This is a genomic window from Burkholderia sp. LAS2, from assembly GCF_018417615.1.
Classification (GTDB): Bacteria; Pseudomonadota; Gammaproteobacteria; order Burkholderiales; family Burkholderiaceae; genus Burkholderia; species Burkholderia sola.
Map to the genome: position 1 here is coordinate 1,178,648 of NZ_CP071052.1, position 20,313 is coordinate 1,198,960.

16 protein-coding genes are annotated in these 20,313 nt (G+C 68.0%); 6 read left to right on the forward strand and 10 right to left on the reverse strand.

Going from position 1 to position 20,313, the window contains the following annotated elements; genetic code table 11:
- Positions 1 to 47 precede the first annotated feature (47 nt).
- From secF to queA, 5 genes are all read right to left on the reverse strand, one after another.
- Complete coding sequence (gene secF / locus JYG37_RS05505) at positions 48 to 998, reverse strand: protein translocase subunit SecF (protein WP_050011793.1); 951 nt, start codon at positions 996 to 998, stop codon at positions 48 to 50.
- Between the two features lie 18 nt (positions 999 to 1,016).
- Complete coding sequence (gene secD, locus JYG37_RS05510) at positions 1,017 to 3,038, reverse strand: protein translocase subunit SecD (RefSeq protein ID WP_050011792.1); 2,022 nt, start codon at positions 3,036 to 3,038, stop codon at positions 1,017 to 1,019.
- A gap of 106 nt (positions 3,039 to 3,144) precedes the next feature.
- On the reverse strand, positions 3,145 to 3,468 hold the full coding sequence (yajC, locus tag JYG37_RS05515; protein ID WP_006476868.1) for a preprotein translocase subunit YajC: 324 nt from the start codon (positions 3,466 to 3,468) through the stop codon (positions 3,145 to 3,147).
- Positions 3,469 to 3,713: 245 nt separating this feature from the next.
- Entirely contained in the window at positions 3,714 to 4,901 is a 1,188-nt protein-coding gene (gene tgt / locus JYG37_RS05520; protein ID WP_124630595.1) for a tRNA guanosine(34) transglycosylase Tgt, read from the reverse strand.
- A 227-nt stretch (positions 4,902 to 5,128) separates the two neighbouring features.
- Positions 5,129 to 6,196, reverse strand: a complete 1,068-nt coding sequence (queA, locus tag JYG37_RS05525; RefSeq protein WP_089488177.1) for a tRNA preQ1(34) S-adenosylmethionine ribosyltransferase-isomerase QueA — start codon at positions 6,194 to 6,196, stop codon at positions 5,129 to 5,131.
- Positions 6,197 to 6,363: 167 nt separating this feature from the next.
- On the opposite strand from queA, the gene recG reads away from it, so the two are divergent.
- The 6 genes from recG to ubiA all read left to right on the forward strand — a co-directional run bounded on the left by recG (position 6,364) and on the right by ubiA (position 14,516).
- Positions 6,364 to 8,676 (forward strand): ATP-dependent DNA helicase RecG, encoded by a 2,313-nt coding sequence (gene recG, locus JYG37_RS05530; RefSeq protein ID WP_050011789.1) that lies wholly within the window; start codon positions 6,364 to 6,366, stop codon positions 8,674 to 8,676.
- Positions 8,677 to 8,803: 127 nt separating this feature from the next.
- On the forward strand, positions 8,804 to 9,763 hold the full coding sequence (locus JYG37_RS05535; RefSeq protein WP_006476864.1) for a LysR substrate-binding domain-containing protein: 960 nt from the start codon (positions 8,804 to 8,806) through the stop codon (positions 9,761 to 9,763).
- A 622-nt stretch (positions 9,764 to 10,385) separates the two neighbouring features.
- Complete coding sequence (katG, locus tag JYG37_RS05540; protein ID WP_213345929.1) at positions 10,386 to 12,572, forward strand: catalase/peroxidase HPI; 2,187 nt, start codon at positions 10,386 to 10,388, stop codon at positions 12,570 to 12,572.
- 118 nt (positions 12,573 to 12,690) lie between these two features.
- Entirely contained in the window at positions 12,691 to 12,837 is a 147-nt protein-coding gene (locus JYG37_RS05545; RefSeq protein WP_162838113.1) for a hypothetical protein, read from the forward strand.
- A 119-nt stretch (positions 12,838 to 12,956) separates the two neighbouring features.
- Positions 12,957 to 13,445 carry a non-specific DNA-binding protein DpsA gene (dpsA, locus tag JYG37_RS05550; protein WP_050011787.1) on the forward strand — a complete coding sequence of 163 codons (489 nt, stop codon included), beginning with the start codon at positions 12,957 to 12,959 and terminating at the stop codon, positions 13,443 to 13,445.
- A gap of 207 nt (positions 13,446 to 13,652) precedes the next feature.
- A complete protein-coding gene (gene ubiA / locus JYG37_RS05555; protein WP_050011786.1) occupies positions 13,653 to 14,516 on the forward strand; it encodes a 4-hydroxybenzoate octaprenyltransferase in 864 nt (287 codons plus the stop codon).
- A gap of 101 nt (positions 14,517 to 14,617) precedes the next feature.
- Here ubiA and proC read toward each other — a convergent pair whose 3' ends face one another.
- From proC to JYG37_RS05580, 5 genes are all read right to left on the reverse strand, one after another.
- The gene (proC, locus tag JYG37_RS05560; protein WP_050011785.1) at positions 14,618 to 15,430 is read right to left on the reverse strand and encodes a pyrroline-5-carboxylate reductase; all 813 of its coding nucleotides are present in this window, start codon (positions 15,428 to 15,430) and stop codon (positions 14,618 to 14,620) included.
- A gap of 50 nt (positions 15,431 to 15,480) precedes the next feature.
- Complete coding sequence (locus tag JYG37_RS05565) at positions 15,481 to 16,179, reverse strand: YggS family pyridoxal phosphate-dependent enzyme (protein WP_089488620.1); 699 nt, start codon at positions 16,177 to 16,179, stop codon at positions 15,481 to 15,483.
- Positions 16,180 to 16,298: 119 nt separating this feature from the next.
- On the reverse strand, positions 16,299 to 17,525 hold the full coding sequence (gene glcF, locus JYG37_RS05570; RefSeq protein WP_050011784.1) for a glycolate oxidase subunit GlcF: 1,227 nt from the start codon (positions 17,523 to 17,525) through the stop codon (positions 16,299 to 16,301).
- A 7-nt stretch (positions 17,526 to 17,532) separates the two neighbouring features.
- Entirely contained in the window at positions 17,533 to 18,621 is a 1,089-nt protein-coding gene (gene glcE / locus JYG37_RS05575; RefSeq protein WP_050011783.1) for a glycolate oxidase subunit GlcE, read from the reverse strand.
- A gap of 184 nt (positions 18,622 to 18,805) precedes the next feature.
- Positions 18,806 to 20,299, reverse strand: a complete 1,494-nt coding sequence (locus JYG37_RS05580; RefSeq protein ID WP_050011782.1) for an FAD-linked oxidase C-terminal domain-containing protein — start codon at positions 20,297 to 20,299, stop codon at positions 18,806 to 18,808.
- Positions 20,300 to 20,313 lie beyond the last annotated feature (14 nt).

The window sequence follows — 20,313 nt, forward strand, 5'->3', positions numbered from 1 at the left end:
CGGCCCAAACGGGCCGGTTTTGCTTCGATGCCGAAACGGCGTGGCGCTCAAACCTGCGCGCCCGCGTTCGGATCGTCCGGATCGTGCGCGGTCTTCTTGTCCTTGATCAGGTCTTCGCGCTTGATGCCGAGCCACATCGCGAGCGAGCCCGCGACGAACACCGACGAGTAGATGCCGAACATGATGCCGACCGTCAGCGCGAGCGCGAAGTAGTGCAGCGTCGGGCCGCCGAAGAAGAACATCGACAGCACCATCATTTCCGTCGACGTGTGCGTGATGATCGTGCGCGACATCGTGGTCGTGATCGCGTGGTTGATCACTTCCTGCACGCTCATCTTGCGTTCGCGGCGGAACGTTTCCCGGATCCGGTCGAAGATGACGACCGACTCGTTGACCGAGTAGCCGAGCACCGCGAGGATCGCCGCGAGCACCGCCAGCGAGAACTCCCACTGGAAGAACGCGAAGAAGCCGAGAATGATCACGACGTCGTGCAGGTTGGCGATGATGCCCGCCACCGCGTACTTCCATTCGAAGCGGAACGACAGGTAGATCACGATGCCGATCACGACGCACGCGAGCGCGAGCAGCCCGTCGGTCGCGAGCTCGCGGCCGACCTGCGGGCCGACGAACTCGACGCGCTGCAGCGTGACGTCCGGGCTCTGCGCCTTCAGCGCGCCCATCACCTGGTCGCTCTGCTGCGCGGACGTGAGGCCTTCCTTCAGCTGCAGGCGGATCAGCACGTTGCGCGACGTGCCGAAGTTCTGCACCTGCGCGTCGGCGTAGCCGAGCTTGCCGAGCGTCGCGCGCACGGGCTCGAGCTCCGCGGCCTGCTGGTACTGCACCTCGATCACCGTCCCGCCAGTGAATTCGACGGACAGGTGCAGCCCGCGGTGGAACAGGAAGAACACGGCGGCGAGGAACGTGACCAGCGAGATCACGTTGAACACCAGCGCGTGCCGCATGAACGGAATGTCTTTACGGATGCGGAAAAATTCCATGGCTTCGTCTCCGGGGCCTTATTGGGTCGAGCCCGGTTTCTTCGGCGACACGCGTTGCTGCGCGCGGTTGCGCAACTGCGGCTTGCCGGCGCGCGGCACGTTGCCCTTCGCCGGGGCGGCGAGCTTCGCGGCGCGCGCGGTGTCGGTCGATTCGTCCGCGTCGGTGAACGACGCGGCGGCCGCCGCGCCTTCCGGCTTCCACACCTGGCCGATCGCGAGCGACTTCAGTTTCTTGCGGCCGCCGTACCAGAGGTTGACGATCCCGCGCGAGAAGAACACCGCGGAGAACATCGACGTCAGGATGCCGAGGCAGTGCACGATCGCGAACGCGCGAACCGGGCCCGAGCCGAACGCGAGCAGCGCGAGGCCGGCGATCAGCGTCGTGACGTTCGAGTCGAGAATCGTCGCCCATGCATGCGCGTAGCCGGCCTGGATCGCGAGCTGCGGCGGCTGGCCGGCGCGCAGTTCTTCACGCACGCGCTCGTTGATCAGCACGTTCGAGTCGATCGCCATACCGAGCGCGAGCGCGATGGCCGCGATACCGGGCAGCGTCAGCGTCGCCTGCATCAGCGACAGCACGGCGACGAGCAGCAGCAGGTTCACCGACAGGCCGATCACCGACACCACGCCGAACAGCATGTAGTACGCGATCATGAACACGGCGATCGCGCAGAAGCCCCAGATCACCGAGTGGATGCCCATCTTGATGTTGTCCGCGCCGAGGCTCGGGCCGATCGTGCGTTCCTCGATGATGTCCATCGGCGCGGCGAGCGAACCGGCGCGCAGTAGCAGCGCGAGGTCGGCCGCGGCCTGCGGCGTCGGTTGGCCCGTGATCTGGAAGCGGTCGCCGAGTTCGGACTGGATCGTCGCGACCGTCAGCACTTCGCCCTTGCCCTTCTCGAACAGCACCATCGCCATCGGCTTGCCGATGTTCTCGCGCGACACCGTGCGCACCGCGCGGCCACCCGCGGAATCGAGGCGGATGTTGACCGACGGACGCTGGTGTTCGTCGAAGCCGGCCGATGCGTCGATGATGCGGTCGCCGGTGAAGATCACGTCCTTCTTCAGCAGCACGGGCGCCTGGTTGCCTTGCGTGAACAGCTCCTCGCCCGGCGGCACGGGGTCGTTCGGGTTCGGGTGCGTGTTGATCGGGTCGGCGAGGCGCGCCTCGAGCGTCGCGGTGCGGCCGATGATGTCCTTCGCCTTCGCGGTGTCCTGCACGCCCGGCAGTTCGACGACGATGCGGTCGCTGCCTTGCTGCTGCAGGATCGGCTCGGACACGCCGAGCTCGTTCACGCGGTTGTGGAGCGTCGTCAGGTTCTGCTTGAGCGCGGCGTCCTCGACGGCCTTCTGCACGGCCGGCGTGAACGTGCCGACGACTTGCGTGCCGCCGCCGCCGGGCTGGGTCGCCCATTGCAGCTCGGTGATCGACGCGGCGAGCACCTTGCGGGCGTCTTCCGCCGTCTGCGCGTCGCTGAAGTTGACGACCACGGACTGCTCGACGCGGCTCACGCCGCCGTCGCGGATGTTCTTGTCGCGCAGCAGCGTGCGTGCGTCGGACGCGTCGGAGTCGAGCTTCTTCGTGAGCGCGCCCGTCATGTCGACCTGGAGCAGGAAGTGCACACCGCCGCGCAGGTCGAGGCCGAGATACATCGGCAGCGCGTGTAGCGCGGTCAGCCAGCGCGGCGACGCGCTCTGCAGGTTCAGTGCGACGACGTACTGCGGATCGTTCGGGTCGGTGTTCAGCGATTTCTGCAGCAGGTCCTTGACGCGCAGCTGCGTATCGGTGTCCTTCAGGCGCACGCGGATGTTCGCGCCGGTCGCCGTGTTCTCGAAGGTGATGTCGTCCGGCTTGATCTGCGCGGACGCGAGCGCCGATTCGACCTGGGTCAGCGTGGTCGAGTCGAGCTTGACCGTGGCCTTGCCGCTCGACACCTGCACCGCCGGCGCTTCGCCGAAGAAGTTGGGCAATGTGTACAGAAGGCCGATGGCGAGCGCCACGACCATCACGACATATTTCCAGAGTGGGTAACGATTCATGAGGGGGCCGAACGGGTGGTTGGCGTGAAAGCGTCGCGTCCGGCGCCGCGGCGGCCCGCTCTCTCAGGCGGGCACGTCGCGGGGAGCCGGACGCTCGGTGTAAGCCTTACAGCGACTTGATCGTGCCCTTCGGCAGAATGGTCGTGACGGCAGCCTTCTGCACGGTGATTTCGGTGCCTTCGGCGATTTCGACGCCGATGTAGCCTTCGGTGACCTTCGTCACCTTGCCGACGAGGCCGCCGCTCGTGACGACTTCGTCGCCCTTCGCCATGGCCGCGAGCATGTTGCGGTGTTCCTTCTGGCGCTTCATCTGCGGACGAATCATGATGAAGTACAGCACCGCGAACATCAGGATGAGCGGCAGGAAGCTCATCAGGCTCGATTCGGCGCCACCGGCACCTTGCGCGAAGGCATTGGAAATGAACGGCACGTTGGTCTCTCCGTAGGGGAAGATCGAAAAATAAGCCGGTTATTCTACCACCGGCCCCATGTGCAAACGGCGCAGCAAATGCGCTTGCGGATCAAGCTGTTAAAGCATGATCCGATACCGTTGCGACTTGTTTGGAAAGGCAATTGTAATGTTTGGCGGCCCCGTCCGGCGGTTGGATCGGGTTTTTTGGTGCGTGTCCCATTGGATATGGCTTTCTTTTAGGTCGTGTCCTATGGGGCGGCCCGTCAGTCGACCCCTCTGGCCCGATCCTCCGCGAAGCGCTGCCGGAATGCGTCGAACGTATGCGTTTCGATCGCGTCGCGGATCTCGCTCATCAGCTGCAGGTAGTAGTGCAGGTTGTGGATCGTGTTCAGCTGTGCGCCGAGGATCTCGCCGACCCGGTGCAGGTGATGCAGGTAGCCGCGCGAGAAATTCTGGCAGGTGTAGCACGAGCAGGTCGAATCGAGCGGCTTCAGCGAATTCTTGTGCGTTGCGTTACGGATCTTCACGTCGCCGAAGCGCGTGAAGAGCCAGCCGTTGCGCGCGTTGCGGGTCGGCATCACGCAGTCGAACATGTCGATGCCGTTCGCGACGCCCTCGACCAGGTCCTCCGGCGTGCCGACGCCCATCAGGTAGTGCGGCTTGTTGGCCGGCAGCTTCGGGCCCACGTGGCGCAGCACGCGCATCATGTCTTCCTTCGGCTCGCCCACCGACAGCCCGCCGATCGCGAGGCCGTGGAAGCCGAGTTCGGCGAGACCCGCGAGCGATTCGTCGCGCAGGTCCTCGAACATCCCGCCCTGGACGATCCCGAACAGCGCGTTCGGGTTGCCGAGCCGGTCGAATTCGTCGAGCGAGCGCTTCGCCCAGCGCAGCGACATGCGCATCGAGTCGGCCGCTTCCTTGTGCGTGGTCGGCACGCCGTTGGTCGCGTACGGCGTGCATTCGTCGAACTGCATCACGATGTCCGAGTTCAGCACCTTCTGGATCTGCATCGACACCTCCGGCGACAGGAACAGCTTGTCGCCGTTGATCGGCGACGCGAACGTGACGCCGTCCTCGGTGATCTTGCGCAGGTCGCCGAGCGAGAACACCTGGAAGCCGCCCGAGTCGGTCAGGATCGGCTTGTTCCAGCCCATGAAGCCGTGCAGGCCGCCGTGCGCGTCGATCGTGTCGAGGCCCGGGCGCAGCCACAGGTGGAACGTGTTGCCGAGGATGATCTGGGCCTTGATCTCGTGCAGCTCGCGCGGCTGGATCGCCTTCACGGTGCCGTACGTGCCGACCGGCATGAAGATGGGCGTCTCGACCGTGCCGTGATTGAGCTTCACGCGGCCGCGGCGCGCGTGGCCGTCGGTCGTCAGCAATTCGAATTCGAGCCCGTTGGCCGGGCGGTCCTGCACGGGGGCGTGCGTATCGTGGGATGAACCTTCGGTCATCGTGTTGTTCTCCTCGCTACCGGAAAAAGCTCTGCATGGGACCGGAGTATGCGCTGAAGCGCTGACTCCGGATCGCAAGCCCGGCGCATGTTGGAAACGCCGCCGGGAATCCGGTGGCGGGAAAAAGCGGGTGCGCGCCAGAGTAGCGCACGCAACGCAAAAAAGGGCGCGGTGGCCGTGCGACGCGCTGGCCGTCGTGCGCATCAAGCCCATGCTGCGGACTGCGCTTACGCGCCCGACGTCTCCGGCGTGTCGCGCCGCGTGAGCAGCATCGCGTCGCCGTAGCTGAAGAACCGGTAGCGTTCGGCGATCGCGTGCCGGTACGCGGCGCGGATCGTCTCGACGCCCGCGAACGCGGACACCAGCATCAGCAGCGTCGATTTCGGCAGGTGGAAATTCGTGACGAGCCGGTCGACCACGCGGAAACGGTAGCCGGGCGTGATGAAGATGTCGGTTTCGGCCTGCGTCGCCGCGAGCGCGCGGCCCGCTTCGTCGGCACTGCGCGCCGCGGCTTCGAGCGCGCGCATCGACGTCGTGCCGACCGCGATCACGTTGCCGCCGCGTGCGCGGGTCGCGGCGATCCTGTCGACGAGCGACTGCGGCAGGTCGTACCACTCGCTGTGCATCTTGTGCTCGGCGATGTTGTCGACGCGCACCGGCTGGAACGTGCCGGCGCCGACGTGCAGCGTCAGCGTCGCGCGCTCGACGCCCATCGCGTCGAGCTTCTCCAGCAGCGGCTGATCGAAATGCAGCCCGGCCGTAGGCGCTGCGACCGCGCCCGGATTGCTCGCGTAGACAGTCTGGTAGCGCGTTTCGTCGGTCGCGTCGGGATCGTGCTCGATATACGGCGGCAGCGGCAGGCGGCCGTACTGTTCGATCAGGTCCAGGCACGGCGCGGGGAAGTGCAGCGTGAAGAACGGCTCGACGCGCTCGCCGACCGTCACGTCGAACGCGTCGGCCAGACGCAGCGTCGTGCCGGCGCCCGGCGACTTGCTCGCGCGGATCTGCGCGAGCGCCGTGTGCGTGCCGGTCACGCGCTCGATCAGTACCTCGATCTTGCCGCCGCTGGCCTTCTGGCCGAAGAAACGCGCCTTCAGCACCTTGGTATCGTTGAACACGAGCAGGTCGCCGGGCGCGATGCACGCCGGCAGCTCGGCGAAATGGCGGTCGACGAGGCGTGCGGGCTCGACGGTGCGATCCACCTCGAGCAGGCGGCTCGCGGTGCGATCGGGCAGCGCGGTTTGTGCAATCAGCTCGGGCGGCAGATTGAAATCGAAATCGGAAAGCGTGAACATGCGGGCTGGTTCGAAGCGGCCGGCGGGCGTCGCCGGCAGGGCGGAAACGCGTAATTGGGGCGCGCGAGCCGCTATGATGACGGGATGCGCGGCCTGGCCGGCGTCGTTCGTTCGGACGACGTGAAAGCCGCTATTGTACTTGCCTTGCGAAGCACCCAGACGATCCGATGCCTGTGTCACCACGCCGTTCCCCCGCTGCCGTTGCCGATTCCGCCGATCCGTTCGACGCGGACGATGCCGCCACGCCCGCGCCGGCCGCATCGGGCCCCGGCGCGCGCCGCACCGGCCCGAAGCGCGGCGCCGACGGCCGGCTCGCGCAGCCCGCGGCCGCCGCGCCCGACGCCGACGGCGCCGCCGCGAGCGACGAAGCCGGCGCGGCCGGTGCGAAGCGCAAGAAAAAGGCAGTCGCCGACAAGCCCGTGAAAACCGCCGACAAGCTCGCGAAGCTCGGCCTCACGCGTTCGATCGATCTCGTGCTGCACCTGCCGATGCGCTACGAGGACGAGACCACGCTCACGCCGATCGGCGAGTTGCTGCCGGGCGGCATCGCGCAGACCGAAGGTGTCGTGTTCGACAACGAGGTCGCGTATCGGCCGCGCCGCCAGCTCGTCGTGAAGATCCAGGACGACGACGGCGAGCAGCTCGTGCTGCGCTTCCTGAATTTCTACGGGTCGCAGGTCAAGCAGATGGCCGTCGGCCAGCGGCTGCGCGTGCGCGGCGACGTGCGCGGCGGCTTCTTCGGGATGGAAATGGTGCATCCGGCCGTGCGCGTCGTCGAAGCCGACGCACCGCTGCCGCAGGTGCTCACGCCCGTCTATCCGAGTACGGCCGGCGTGTCGCAGGCGTATCTGCGCAAGGCGATCGAGAACGCGGTCGAACGCACGCCGCTGCCCGAACTGCTGCCGCCCGAGATCCAGCGCGATTACCTGAAGCCGCTCGACGTGCCGTCGCTCGAGCAGGCCGTGCGCATCCTGCACCACCCGCGCGTCGATTCGGACGAAGCCGCGCTGATGGACGGCTCGCATCCTGCGTGGACGCGCATCAAGTTCGAGGAGCTGCTCGCGCAGCAGCTGTCGCTGAAGCGGGCGCACGAGGAGCGCCGCACGCGCGCCGCGCCCGCGATGCCGCGCCGCACCGCGACCGATGCCGACGCACTGACCACGCGCTTTTACGCGGCGCTGCCGTTCACGCTGACGGGCGCGCAGGCGCGCGTCGTCGACGAGATCGCGCACGACCTCACGCTCGCGCACCCGATGCAGCGGCTGCTGCAGGGCGACGTCGGCAGCGGCAAGACGGTCGTCGCGGCGCTGGCCGCCACGCAGGCGATCGACGCCGGCTACCAGGCCGCGCTGATGGCCCCGACCGAAATCCTCGCGGAACAGCACGCGCGCAAGCTGCGCGCATGGCTCGAGCCGCTCGGCGTCACGGTGGCGTGGCTCGCGGGCAGCCTGAAAGCGAAGGAGAAACGCGCGGCGATCGAGGCGGCCGCGCTCGGCACCGCGCAGCTCGTGATCGGCACGCACGCGATCATCCAGGACACGGTCGAATTCGCGCGGCTCGGCCTCGTGATCGTCGACGAGCAGCACCGCTTCGGCGTCGAGCAGCGTCTCGCGCTGCGCGCGAAGGCCGCGAATGCGGCCAACGGCGCGCGCGACTTCCAGCCGCACCAGCTGATGATGTCGGCCACGCCGATTCCGCGCACGCTCGCGATGACGTACTACGCGGATCTCGAGGTGTCGACGATCGACGAGCTGCCGCCGGGTCGCACGCCGGTGCTGACGCGGCTGGTGGGCGACGCGCGGCGCGACGAGGTGATCGCCCGCGTGCGCGAGGCCGCGCTGACCGGGCGCCAGGTGTACTGGGTGTGCCCGCTGATCGAGGAGAGCGAGACGCTGCAACTGCAGACGGCCGTCGAAACCTACGAGACGCTGGCCGCGGCGCTGCCCGAGTTGAAGGTCGGCCTCGTGCATGGCCGGCTGTCGCCGGCCGACAAGGCGGCCGTGATGGACGCGTTCACGCGCAACGAAGTGCAGCTGCTGGTCGCGACGACCGTGATCGAGGTCGGCGTCGACGTGCCGAACGCGTCGCTGATGGTCATCGAGCACGCCGAGCGTTTCGGCCTCGCGCAGCTGCACCAGTTGCGCGGCCGCGTCGGGCGCGGCACCGCGGCGTCGGTGTGCGTGCTGCTGTACACCGGGCCGCTGTCGATCGCGGGCCGCGAGCGGTTGAAGACGATGCGCGAGACGACCGACGGCTTCGAGATCGCGCGGCGCGACCTCGAAATCCGCGGCCCCGGCGAATTCCTCGGCGCGCGCCAGTCGGGCGCGGCGATGCTGCGCTTCGCGAACCTCGAGACCGACGGCTGGCTGATCGATCCGGCCCGCGAGGCCGCCGCGCGGCTGATTGCCGCGTATCCGGAGGTCGTCACCCAGCATCTCGCGCGCTGGCTCGGCGCGCGCGAGCAGTACCTGAAAGCCTGATCGACCGGCCCTGGGGCCGGATCGAAAGCCGCCACTCGACGCATCGCGATGCAGAGAAACTTGGCGAACCGGTGCCAACCGGTGTATAAATTAAACCTATCGCCTGTATATCCCTGATTGACCCACAATGACCCTGACTGAATTGAAGTACATCGTCGCGGTCGCGCGCGAGCGGCATTTCGGTCGCGCGGCCGAAGCGTGCTTCGTGAGCCAGCCGACGCTGTCGGTGGCGATCAAGAAGCTCGAAGACGAGCTCAACGTGCAGATTTTCGAGCGCGGCGCGAGCGAAGTGAGCGTGACGCCGATCGGCGACCAGATCGTCACCCAGGCGCAGCGCGTGCTCGAGCAGACCTTCGCGATCAAGGAGATCGCGAAGCAGGGCAAGGACCCGCTCGTCGGCCCGTTCCGCCTCGGCGTGATCTACACGATCGGGCCGTACCTGCTGCCGACGCTCGTCAAGCAGATGATCCAGCGTGTTCCGCAGATGCCGCTGATGCTGCAGGAGAACTACACGCTGAAGCTGCTCGAACTGCTGAAGCAGGGCGAGATCGACGCCGCGATCATGGCGCTGCCGTTCCCCGAAACCGGCCTGATGGTGCGGCCGTTGTACGACGAGCCGTTCGTCGTCGCGCTGCCGGCCGGCCATCCGTGGGAGAAGCGCGACGAAATCGACGCCGAGGACCTGAAGCAGGAAACCATGCTGCTGCTCGGCAACGGCCACTGCTTCCGCGATCACGTGCTCGGCGTGTGTCCGGAACTGATGCGCTTCTCGCAGACGGCCGACGGCATCCAGAAGACCTTCGAGGGCTCGTCGCTCGAAACCATTCGCCACATGGTCGCGAGCGGCGTCGGCATCACCGTGCTGCCGCGGATGTCGGTCGCCGAGGTCGGCCCGCGCGCGAACGGGCCCGACGCCGAGCTGTTGTCGTACGTGCCGTTCAACGAACCGGTGCCCGACCGCCGCGTGGTGCTCGTGTGGCGCAAGAGCTTCACACGGATGCCCGCGATCGACGCGATCAGCGACGCGATCGCCGCGTGCGAGTTGCCGGGTGTCGCGAAGCTCGACATGCCGGCCACGATGAACTGACGCGCTGGCGCAGGCGTGTGTGGCAGCGTGATGAACGGGGTCGTGCGACCCCGTTTATTTTTCCCTATCGCATAGATGAAATTTATCAAATTCAAATAATTGATAGATATAGGTAGAATCCTCTCCATGGATCGGCGTCGCGCCGACGTTCGGGATGCAGGTTGAATGCAAGCGTCAAAGGAGGATGTCATGATGCGGTCGGTATTGCAGCACGCGCAGCGGAACACCCCGTCGCGCGACACGGTCGTACATCGCGCCAGGGCGGCGGTTCGCAGCCTGCGCCCGATTGCGTTCGCATACCTGGCGGACCGTGTGTATGGCGGATGAGTGCCGCCGCACGCCGGTCCTGTGTTCCCCCGATTCACCCGCCGTCGAGCCATGAGGAAGCATTGCAGGTCCGATACCCGACAAGCCGGCCGCCTCGCCGGCACGACGCGTGCCGGCAGCCGCTTCCGCGCGCGCCCCGCCTGCGGCGCGTGGCAACGGGAATGCGTGTCGCAGGCCGCGCGCGACATCCCGTAGTACGACAGGAGGAACCGCCTGTTCCGTTTCATCCCCCCGCAATGCTCCACGAACCGCGCCCGGCACGTGGGGGCCTACGAGCAAGACAAGGAGAAAAAGCATGTCGAACGAAACGAAGTGCCCGTTCAACCACACCGCAGGCAGCGGCACGACGAACAAGGACTGGTGGCCGAATCAGCTGAACCTCAACGTCCTGCATCGGCATTCGGCGCTATCCGATCCGATGGACCCCGATTTCGACTACGCGGAAGCGTTCAAGACGCTCGATCTCGCCGCGGTGAAGCAGGACCTGCACGCGCTGATGACGACGTCGCAGGACTGGTGGCCGGCCGACTTCGGCCACTACGGCGGCCTGTTCGTGCGCATGGCCTGGCATAGCGCCGGCACGTACCGCACGGCCGACGGCCGCGGCGGCGCGGGCGGCGGGCAGCAGCGCTTCGCGCCGCTCAACAGCTGGCCGGACAACGTGAGCCTCGACAAGGCGCGCCGCCTGCTGTGGCCGATCAAGCAGAAGTACGGCCGCAACATCTCGTGGGCCGACCTGCTGATCCTGACCGGCAACGTCGCGCTCGAATCGATGGGCTTCAAGACGTTCGGCTATGCGGGCGGCCGCGCCGACACGTGGGAACCGGACGACGTCTACTGGGGTTCGGAAAAGATCTGGCTGGAACTGAGCGGCGGCCCGAACAGCCGCTACACGGGCAAGCGCGAGCTCGAAAACCCGCTCGCCGCGGTGCAGATGGGCCTGATCTACGTGAACCCGGAAGGCCCGGACGGCAACCCGGACCCGGTCGCCGCCGCGCACGACATCCGCGAGACGTTCGCGCGGATGGCGATGAACGACGAGGAAACGGTCGCGCTGATCGCGGGCGGCCACACGTTCGGCAAGACGCACGGCGCCGGCCCGGCGTCGAACGTCGGCCCCGAGCCGGAAGCCGCGGGCATCGAGCAGCAGGGCCTCGGCTGGAAGAGCACGTTCGGCACGGGCAAGGGCAAGGACACGATCACGAGCGGCCTCGAAGTCACGTGGACGTCGACGCCGACGCAGTGGAGCAACGACTTCTTCAAGCACCTGTTCAGCTACGAGTGGGAGCTCACGAAGAGCCCGGCCGGTGCGCACCAGTGGGTCGCGAAGGATGCCGGCGAAGTGATTCCCGATGCGTACGACGCGTCGAAGAAGCATCGTCCGACGATGCTGACGACCGACCTGTCGCTGCGTTTCGACCCGGCCTACGAAAAGATCTCGCGCCGCTTCTACGAGAATCCGGCCGAATTCGCCGACGCGTTCGCACGCGCGTGGTTCAAGCTCACGCACCGCGACATGGGCCCGCGTTCCCGTTACCTCGGCCCGGACGTGCCGGCGGAACACCTGCTGTGGCAGGACCCGGTCCCGGCCGTCGATCACCCGCTGATCGACGACGCCGACGTCGCCGCGCTGAAGGCGAAGGTGCTGGCCACGGGCCTGTCGGTGTCGCAGCTCGTGTCGACCGCATGGGCGTCGGCGGCGACGTTCCGCGGCTCGGACAAGCGCGGCGGCGCGAACGGTGCGCGCATCCGCCTCGCCCCGCAGAAGGACTGGGAAGTGAACCAGCCGGCGGCGCTCGCGGCGGTGCTCGAAACGCTCGAAGGCGTGCAGAAGGCGTTCAACGATGCGCAGACCGGCGGCAAGAAGGTGTCGCTGGCCGACCTGATCGTGCTGGCCGGTGCGGCCGGCGTCGAGCAGGCGGCGAAGCACGCCGGTGTCGCGATTACGGTGCCGTTCGCACCGGGCCGCACGGATGCGTCGCAGGAAGAAACCGACGTCGAAGCGATGGCCGTGCTCGAGCCGGTGGCGGACGGGTTCCGCAACTACCTGAAGCATGCGTACAAGACGCCGGCCGAGGCGCTGCTGGTCGACAAGGCCCAGTTGCTGACGCTGAGCGCGCCGGAGATGACGGTGCTCGTCGGCGGCCTGCGCGTGCTCGGCGCGAATGCCGGCGATGCGAAGCATGGCGTGTTCACCGATCGTCCGGAAACGCTGACGAACGACTTCTTCGTGAACCTGCTCGACATGGGCACGGAATGGAAGCCGGTGTCGGCCGCGAACGACGTGTTCGAAGGGCGCGACCGTGCGACGGGCGCAGTCAAGTGGACGGGCACGCGCGTCGACCTGATCTTCGGCTCGCACTCGCAGTTGCGCGCGCTGGCCGAGGTGTACGGCAGCGCGGATGCGAAGGAGAAGTTCGCGCGCGATTTCGTGGCGGCCTGGAACAAGGTGATGAACCTCGACCGCTTCGACCTCGCATGAACCCGGCCGCGTGCTGATGCAGTCACGCAGTCACGCAGTCATGCAGCAACGTGAAACGGCCGGTCCAGCGACCGGCCGTTTCTTCTCTGAACGATGTCTTGTCAAAGGAGTGACGACCATGACGCAAATGATGCTCAACGTGCGCGCGGCCGCGTCGCCCATTCTGCGCTCGCCGGCGGAGCTGGCGCGCTACGGGGTCGGCTTCGCGATCGTCGTCGGCGGGGCGGCGGAGCTGGCCGCGCAGGCGCTGCATGCGCTCGCGTAGTGCGACGCCCGATTCGCGACGCTAGAATGGCGAGTCGCGAACGCATGCCGCGCGACACGGCATGCGGATTGCTCGACGCATTTTCGCCGGTTCAACATGTCGAATGAGGAGTCCCGAAGATGGCCAAGAAAGGCAACGCCACGCAGATCAACATCGGTATCAGCGACAAGGACCGCAAGAACATCGCGGACGGCCTGTCGCGCCTGCTCGCCGATACGTTTTCGCTGTACCTGAAGACCCACAATTTCCACTGGAACGTGACCGGACCGATGTTCAACACGCTGCACCTGATGTTCGAGGAGCAGTACAACGAACTGTGGCTCGCGGTCGATTCCGTCGCCGAGCGCATTCGCACGCTGGGCGTCGTCGCGCCCGGCACGTTCGGCGAATTCGCGAAACTGTCGTCGGTGCCGGAAGCGAAGGGCGTGCCGGCCGCCGAGGACATGATTCGCCAGCTCGTCGAAGGGCACGAGGCGGTCGTGCGCACCGCGCGCGACATCTTCCCGATCGCCGACGCGGCGAGCGACGAGCCGACCGCCGATCTGCTGACCCAGCGCCTGCAGACGCATGAAAAGACCGCATGGATGCTGCGGTCGCTGCTTGCATAAGCCCGGCGCGGCCGGGGGCGGCAGGCTGGCCCAATCCGGGGCGGCCTGGAATCTGGCCCCTGAATGATGCGCACAGCGGCACGGCCGCGCGCAGCGGGCCGCGGCGGCCAGCCGGCCCGCCACGACCGCCGGCCGCGGGCCGCGCCGACATGACGCGGAGCACCGGTCGGCTCTAAAATGCCGGGATTCTCTTCCCGGTGCTTCGCCATGCTTGCCCGCTTTCCCCTGTATCTGCGGCTCGTCCGGATGGACAAGCCGATCGGCAGCCTGCTGCTGCTGTGGCCGACGCTCAACGCGCTGTGGATCGCGTCGGACGGCCACCCGCGCTGGCCGCTGCTCGTGATCTTCACGCTCGGCACGCTGCTGATGCGCTCGGCCGGCTGCGCGATGAACGACTACGCCGACCGCGATTTCGACCGCCACGTGAAGCGCACGGCCGACCGGCCGCTGACGTCGGGGAAGATCCGCGCATGGGAAGCCGTCGCGATCGCGGTCGGGCTGTCGTTCATCGCGTTCCTGCTGATCCTGCCGCTCAATACGCTGACGAAGGAATTGTCGGTCGTCGCGCTGTTCGTCGCCGGCTCCTATCCGTTCATGAAGCGCTTCTTCGCGATTCCGCAGGCGTATCTCGGCATCGCGTTCGGCTTCGGCATCCCGATGGCGTTCGCGGCCGTGCAGGACACGGTGCCGATGCTGGCGTGGGTGATGCTGGTCGCGAACATCTTCTGGTCGGTCGCGTACGACACTGAATATGCGATGGTCGATCGCGACGACGACATCAAGATCGGCATCCGCACGTCCGCGCTGACGTTCGGCCGTTTCGACGTCGCGGCCGTGATGGCGTGCTACGCGGCGACGCTCGGCATCTACGTGTGGATCGGCGTGACGCTCGGCTTCGGCCTCGCGTACTGGGCGGGCTGGGCGGCGGCGGTCGGTTGCGCGCTGTATCACTACACGCTGATCAAGGATCGCGAACGGATGCCGTGCTTCGCGGCGTTCCGCCACAACAACTGGCTCGGCGGTGTGCTGTTCGCCGGCATCGCCGTGCATTACCTGCTGGCCGGCAACTGACCGACACTGCGCGCGTCTTTTCGCGCGGTGCCAACGAAAAAGCGACCCGACGGTCGCTTTTTTTACGTCCGGCGCCGGCCAAACCGGCGCCGCTGTCGCGCTTACGCGCGGCCGAGCTCGTCGCCCATTTCCTTCGCCCGCGCTTCGGCCGCGAGCGCGCCGCGCACGATCGCTTCCTTCACGGCCTGCGCGTCGAACGCCGCGAGCGCGGCGGCGGTCGTGCCGCCCTTCGACGTCACGCGTTCGCGCAGCACGCTCGCCGGTTCGCCCGATTGCGCGGCGAGCTGCGCGGCGCCCGTGAACGTCGCGACCGCGAGCGCGCGGCCCTGCTCGTCGTTCATGCCGAGACGGCGCGCGGCTTCCTGCAGCGCTTCGATGAAATAGAACACGTACGCGGGGCCGCTGCCCGAAATCGCGGTGACCGCGTCGAGCCGCGCTTCGTCGTCGAACCACACGATCTCGCCGACCGCGCCGAGCACGTCCGACGCGAGTTCGCGGCCGGCCGCGTCGACGCCCGGCAGCGCGGCGAGGCCCGTCACGCCCATGCCGACCAGCGCGGGCGTGTTCGGCATCGTGCGCACGACGCGCGCGTAGCCGCCGAGCCAGCGGGCGAGATCCGTGCCGCGGATGCCGGCCGCGATGCTGATCACGAGCTGCGACTTCAGGTGCGGTGCGAGCGCCTGCGCGACGTCGTGCAGCACCTGCGGCTTCACCGCGAGCACGATCGCGTCGTAGTCGGCGAGCGTCGCGTCGACGGCCGCGCCGGTACGGATGCCGAACTGCTGTGCGGCGCGCGCGCGGACGTCCTCGTTGACGTCGATGGCGTACAGGCCGTCCGCGGCGACGCCGCGCTTGATCAGGCCGCCGATCAGGGCCGCGGCCATGTTGCCGCCGCCGATGAATGCGATTTTCATGATGTCGGGAATGAGCGAGTGAGTGGACGGAAAGGCGGAAAAGAGCGCGCTCAGTGCGCGTAATCGCGCGCGCCGAAGATCGCGGTGCCGACGCGCACGATCGTCGCGCCTTCGAGCACCGCAGCGTCGAGATCGGCGGACATGCCCATCGACAGCGTGTCGAGCGGCAGGCCGTCGGCGCGCAACGCGTCGAACAACGCGCGCAGCGCGCGATGCGGCGCGCGTTGCGCGTCGGTGTCGCCGGCCGGTTCGGGAATCGCCATCAGGCCGCGCAGCCGCAGCGACGGCAGCGCGGCGACCGCACGTGCGACCTCGGCCACGTCGGCCGGCGCGACGCCGCTCTTCGACGCCTCGCCGCTGATGTTCACCTGCACGCACACGTTCAGCGGCGGCAGATGCGCGGGGCGCTGTTCCGACAGGCGCTGCGCGATCTTCAGCCGGTCGACCGAATGGACCCAGTCGAAGCGCTCGGCGACGGCGCGCGTCTTGTTCGATTGCAGCGGCCCGATGAAATGCCATTCGAGGCTCGCGCGCAAGTCGGCGAGCGCGTCGATCTTGTCGATCGATTCCTGCACGTAGTTTTCGCCGAACGCACGCTGCCCGGCCGCATGCGCGGCGCGCACGTCGTCGGCCGGAAACGTCTTCGACACGGCGAGCAGCGAGACGGTGGCGGGATCGCGGCCGGCCGCGCGGGCGGCGTCGGCGATGCGGCGGTGAACGGAGTCGAGGCGGGCGGCGAGATCGGACATGGCGAGCACGAAAGCAGGCACGGAAGCGGACATGAAGCCGATGCGCGGCGACACGCGGCGCATCGATCCGCTCATTATACGGACGCCGCGCGCCCGCCCGTTATCGGCGTGAACAGCCTCTAGCCGTACAGCAAATGCTCGACGAGCTGGACCCAATGAGCGACCGGCACCTGCGTGCCGCTCTGCAGATGCGCGATGCAGCCGATGTTGCCGGACACGATCATCTGCGGTTCGAGCGCCTGCAGCTTCAGCAGCTTCTGCTTGCGCAACCGGTACGACAGCGACGGCTGCGTCAGCGAGTAGGTGCCGGCCGAGCCGCAGCACAGGTGGCTGTCGGCCGGCAGCCGCACGTCGATGCCGAGCGTCTCCAGCAGGCGCTCGACCTTGCCGCGCGACTGCTGGCCGTGCTGCAGCGTGCACGGCGGGTGGTACGCGACCGTATGGATCGCGCGGCGCCGCGCGATCGTCGCGAGTTCGGCCTCGAACGCGAGCAGCACGTCGGAGATGTCGCGCGTCAGCGACACGATGCGCTGCGCCTTTTCCGCGTAGGCCGGATCGTCGCGCAGCAGGTGCGCGTATTCGAGCACCGTCGCGCCGCAGCCCGACGCGTTCATCACGATCGTCTCGACGCCCTGTTCGACGTGCGGCCACCACGCGTCGATGTTGCGGCGTGCGTCGTCGAGCGCTTCGTCGTGATAGTTCAGGTGCAGGCGGATCGCGCCGCAGCAGCCCGCGTCGGGCGCGACGACCGTCTCGATGCCGAGCGCGTCGAGCACGCGCGCGGTCGCGATGTTGATGTTCGGCAGCATCGACGGCTGCACGCAGCCGCCGAGCATCAGCATCTTGCGCGTATGCGTGCGATGCGGCCATTCGAGCAGCCGCGTGCGCGGCGGCACCTTGTCGCGCAGCCGCTTCGGCAGCAGCGGCCGCACGTGCTGGCCGAGCCGCATCACCGGCGAGAACAGCGCGGCGTTCGGCACGACGCTCGCGAGTACGCGGCGCATCAGCCGCTGCTGCGCCGGGCGCTCCACCTGCGCCTCGACGTGCTTGCGGCCGATCTCGACGAGCCGGCCGTACTGGACGCCGGACGGGCAGGTCGTCTCGCAGCTGCGGCACGTGAGGCAGCGGTCGAGGTGCTGTTGCGTGCTGCGCGTGACGGCCGCGCCTTCGACCATCTGCTTGATCAGGTAGATGCGGCCGCGCGGGCCGTCGAGTTCGTCGCCGAGCAGTTGATAGGTCGGGCAGGTCGCGGTGCAGAACCCGCAGTGCACGCACTTGCGCAGGATCGCGTCGGCCTCGTCGCCGTCGGGCGTGTTGCGGATGAAATCGGCGAGATTCGTTTGCATCGATCCCTCAGAGATCAGGGTACAGCCGGCCGCGATTGAAGATGCGCGCGGGATCGAATGCGCTTTTCAGCCCGCGGTGGATCTTCATCATCGGCGCGGGCAGCGGCGTGAACACGCCCGCGCTGCGGTCGTAGGTATCGCCCGCGCGGAACAGCGTCGCATGGCCGCCGGCCTGCTTCGCGCTCATGCGCACGGTCTGCGCGTCGGCGTCGGTGATCCACCAGCGCTGCGCGCCGCCCCATTCCATCAACTGGGTGCCGGGCAGGTGCATCGGTTCGGTGATCGACGGCAGCGACAGGCGCCACAGCGCGTAGCCGGGCGGGATGCCGTTGAAGAACGGGTCGGTGTGCTCGCGCAGGCCGGCCCAGAAGCGCTCGGCCTCGACCGCGTCGACGACTTCGCCGCCGAGCAGCGTTTTCGCGGATTTGACGGCGGCTTCCGCGCCCGACAGGCGCAGCACGAGCGTGCCGTTGCGCCACGCGCTCGCGCTGACCGGCAACGGATGACCGCCCCATTCGTTGAGCTTGCGCACCGCGTCGGTCGCGGTCATCTCGAACTTCAGCGTGACCTCGGCGACAGGCATCGGCAGTACCTTGATCGACAGGTCGAGCATCAGCCCGAGCGTGCCGAGCGCGCCGGCCATCAGCCGCGACACGTCGTAGCCGGCGACGTTCTTCACGACCTGCCCGCCGAAGCGCAGCATGTCGCCGCGGCCGTTCATCAGCGTGACGCCGAGCACGAAATCGCGCGGTGCGCCGCAGGTGGCGCGGCGCGGGCCCGCGAGGCCGGCCGCGACGCAGCCGCCGACGGTGGCCGCGCGGCCGAAATGCGGCGGCTCGAACGGCAGCATCTGGCCGCACTCGGCGAGGACGGTTTCAAGCTGCGCGAGCGGCGTGCCCGCGCGGACCGTGACGACGAGCTCGGCCGGGTCGTACGACACGATGCCCTGAAACGCGCGCGTGTCGAGTATTTCGCCGTCGAGCGCCTGGCCGTACCAGTCCTTGGTGCCGCCGCCGCGAATCCGCAGCGGCCGGCCGTCGGCACTGGCCGCGCGAACGCGCTCGGCCCATCCGGCGACGATGTCGTCCTCTTCCATGTTCTGTTGCTGCCTCGACTTGTTGTTCGGTCGATTGTACCGGGGTGGCGCGATTCCACATCGCGACTATCCCTAAGCCCCGTCTCGCGTGCGGCATGCCGGCGCCGGCGCGCGACCGCGCCGCGCGGGCGCGGCAGAGCCCCGCACCGCGGCCGCCGGTGCGGAGCCGCGACCCGTGCGCCGTTCAGAAACGCGGCAGGTCGGGGTGCGGCAGCAGCCCGCCGCGCACGTGCTGGCGACCGTATTCGGCGCAGCGCGCGCGGGTCGGGATGCCCTTGTCCGGGTTCAGCAGCCCGGCCGGATCGAATGCGCGCTTGACCGCGAAGAACGCATCGCGCTCCTGCGGCGAGAACTGCACGCACATCGAATTGAGTTTTTCGATGCCGACGCCGTGCTCGCCCGTCACGCTGCCGCCGAATTCCACGCAGCATTCGAGGATTTCCGCGCCGAACTGCTCGGCGCGGTGCAGCTCGTCCGGATCGTTCGCGTTGTACAGGATCAGCGGATGCATGTTGCCGTCGCCCGCATGGAACACGTTGATGCAGCGCAGCCCGTAGCGCGTTTCGAGTTGCTCGATGCGCGCGAGCAGCGGGCCGATCGCGCGGCGCGGCACGGTGCCGTCCATGCAGTAATAGTCGGCGGAAATGCGGCCGGCGGCCGGGAACGCGTTCTTGCGGCCCGACCAGTAGCGCAGCCGCTCGTGTTCGTTGCGCGACACCTGGATGCGCGTCGCGCCGTGTTCGCGCAGCACGGCGGTCATCCGCACGATCTCCTCGGCGACTTCTTCCGGCGTGCCGTCCGATTCGCACAGCAGGATCGCCTTCGCGTCGAGGTCGTAGCCCGCGTGCGTGAACGCCTCGACGGCTTGCGTGGCCGGCTTGTCCATCATCTCGAGCCCGGCCGGGATGATGCCCGACGCGATGATCGCCGCTACCGCCTCGCCGCCCTTGACGACGTCGTCGAAGCTCGCCATCACGAGCTGCGCGGTCTGCGGCTTCGGGATCAGCCGCACCGTGACCTCGGTGACGATCGCGAACATCCCTTCGCTGCCGATCATCACCGCGAGCAGGTCGAGGCCTGGCATGTCGAGCGCGAGCGAGCCGAATTCGACGACCTCGCCGTCGATCGTCACCGCGCGCACGCGCATCACGTTGTGCACGGTCAGCCCGTATTTCAGGCAGTGGACGCCGCCCGAGTTTTCCGCGACGTTGCCGCCGATCGTGCACGCGATCTGCGACGACGGATCGGGCGCGTAATACAGGCCGTACGGCGCGGCCGCCTCCGAGATCGCGAGGTTGCGCACGCCGGGCTGCACGGTCGCGGTGCGGGCGTACGGGTCGACTTCGACGATGCGCGTGAAGCGCGCGAGCGACAGCACGACGCCGAGCGCGATCGGCAGCGCGCCGCCCGACAGGCTCGTACCGGCGCCGCGCGGCACGATCGGCACTTCCATGCGGCGGCAGATCTGCACGATCCGCTGCACCTGCGATTCCGTCTCGGGCAACGCGACCGCGAGCGGCAGCCGGCGGTAGGCGGACAGGCCGTCGCATTCGTACGGCGCCGTGTCCTCGTCGCGGTACAGCAGGCAGTGCGTCGGCAGCACGGCCATCAGCGCCTGCACGACTTCGCGCTGGCGCTGCGCGCGTGCGGCGCTCGACAGTTCGACGGGAGCGTTCATGAGGTCTCCAGCGT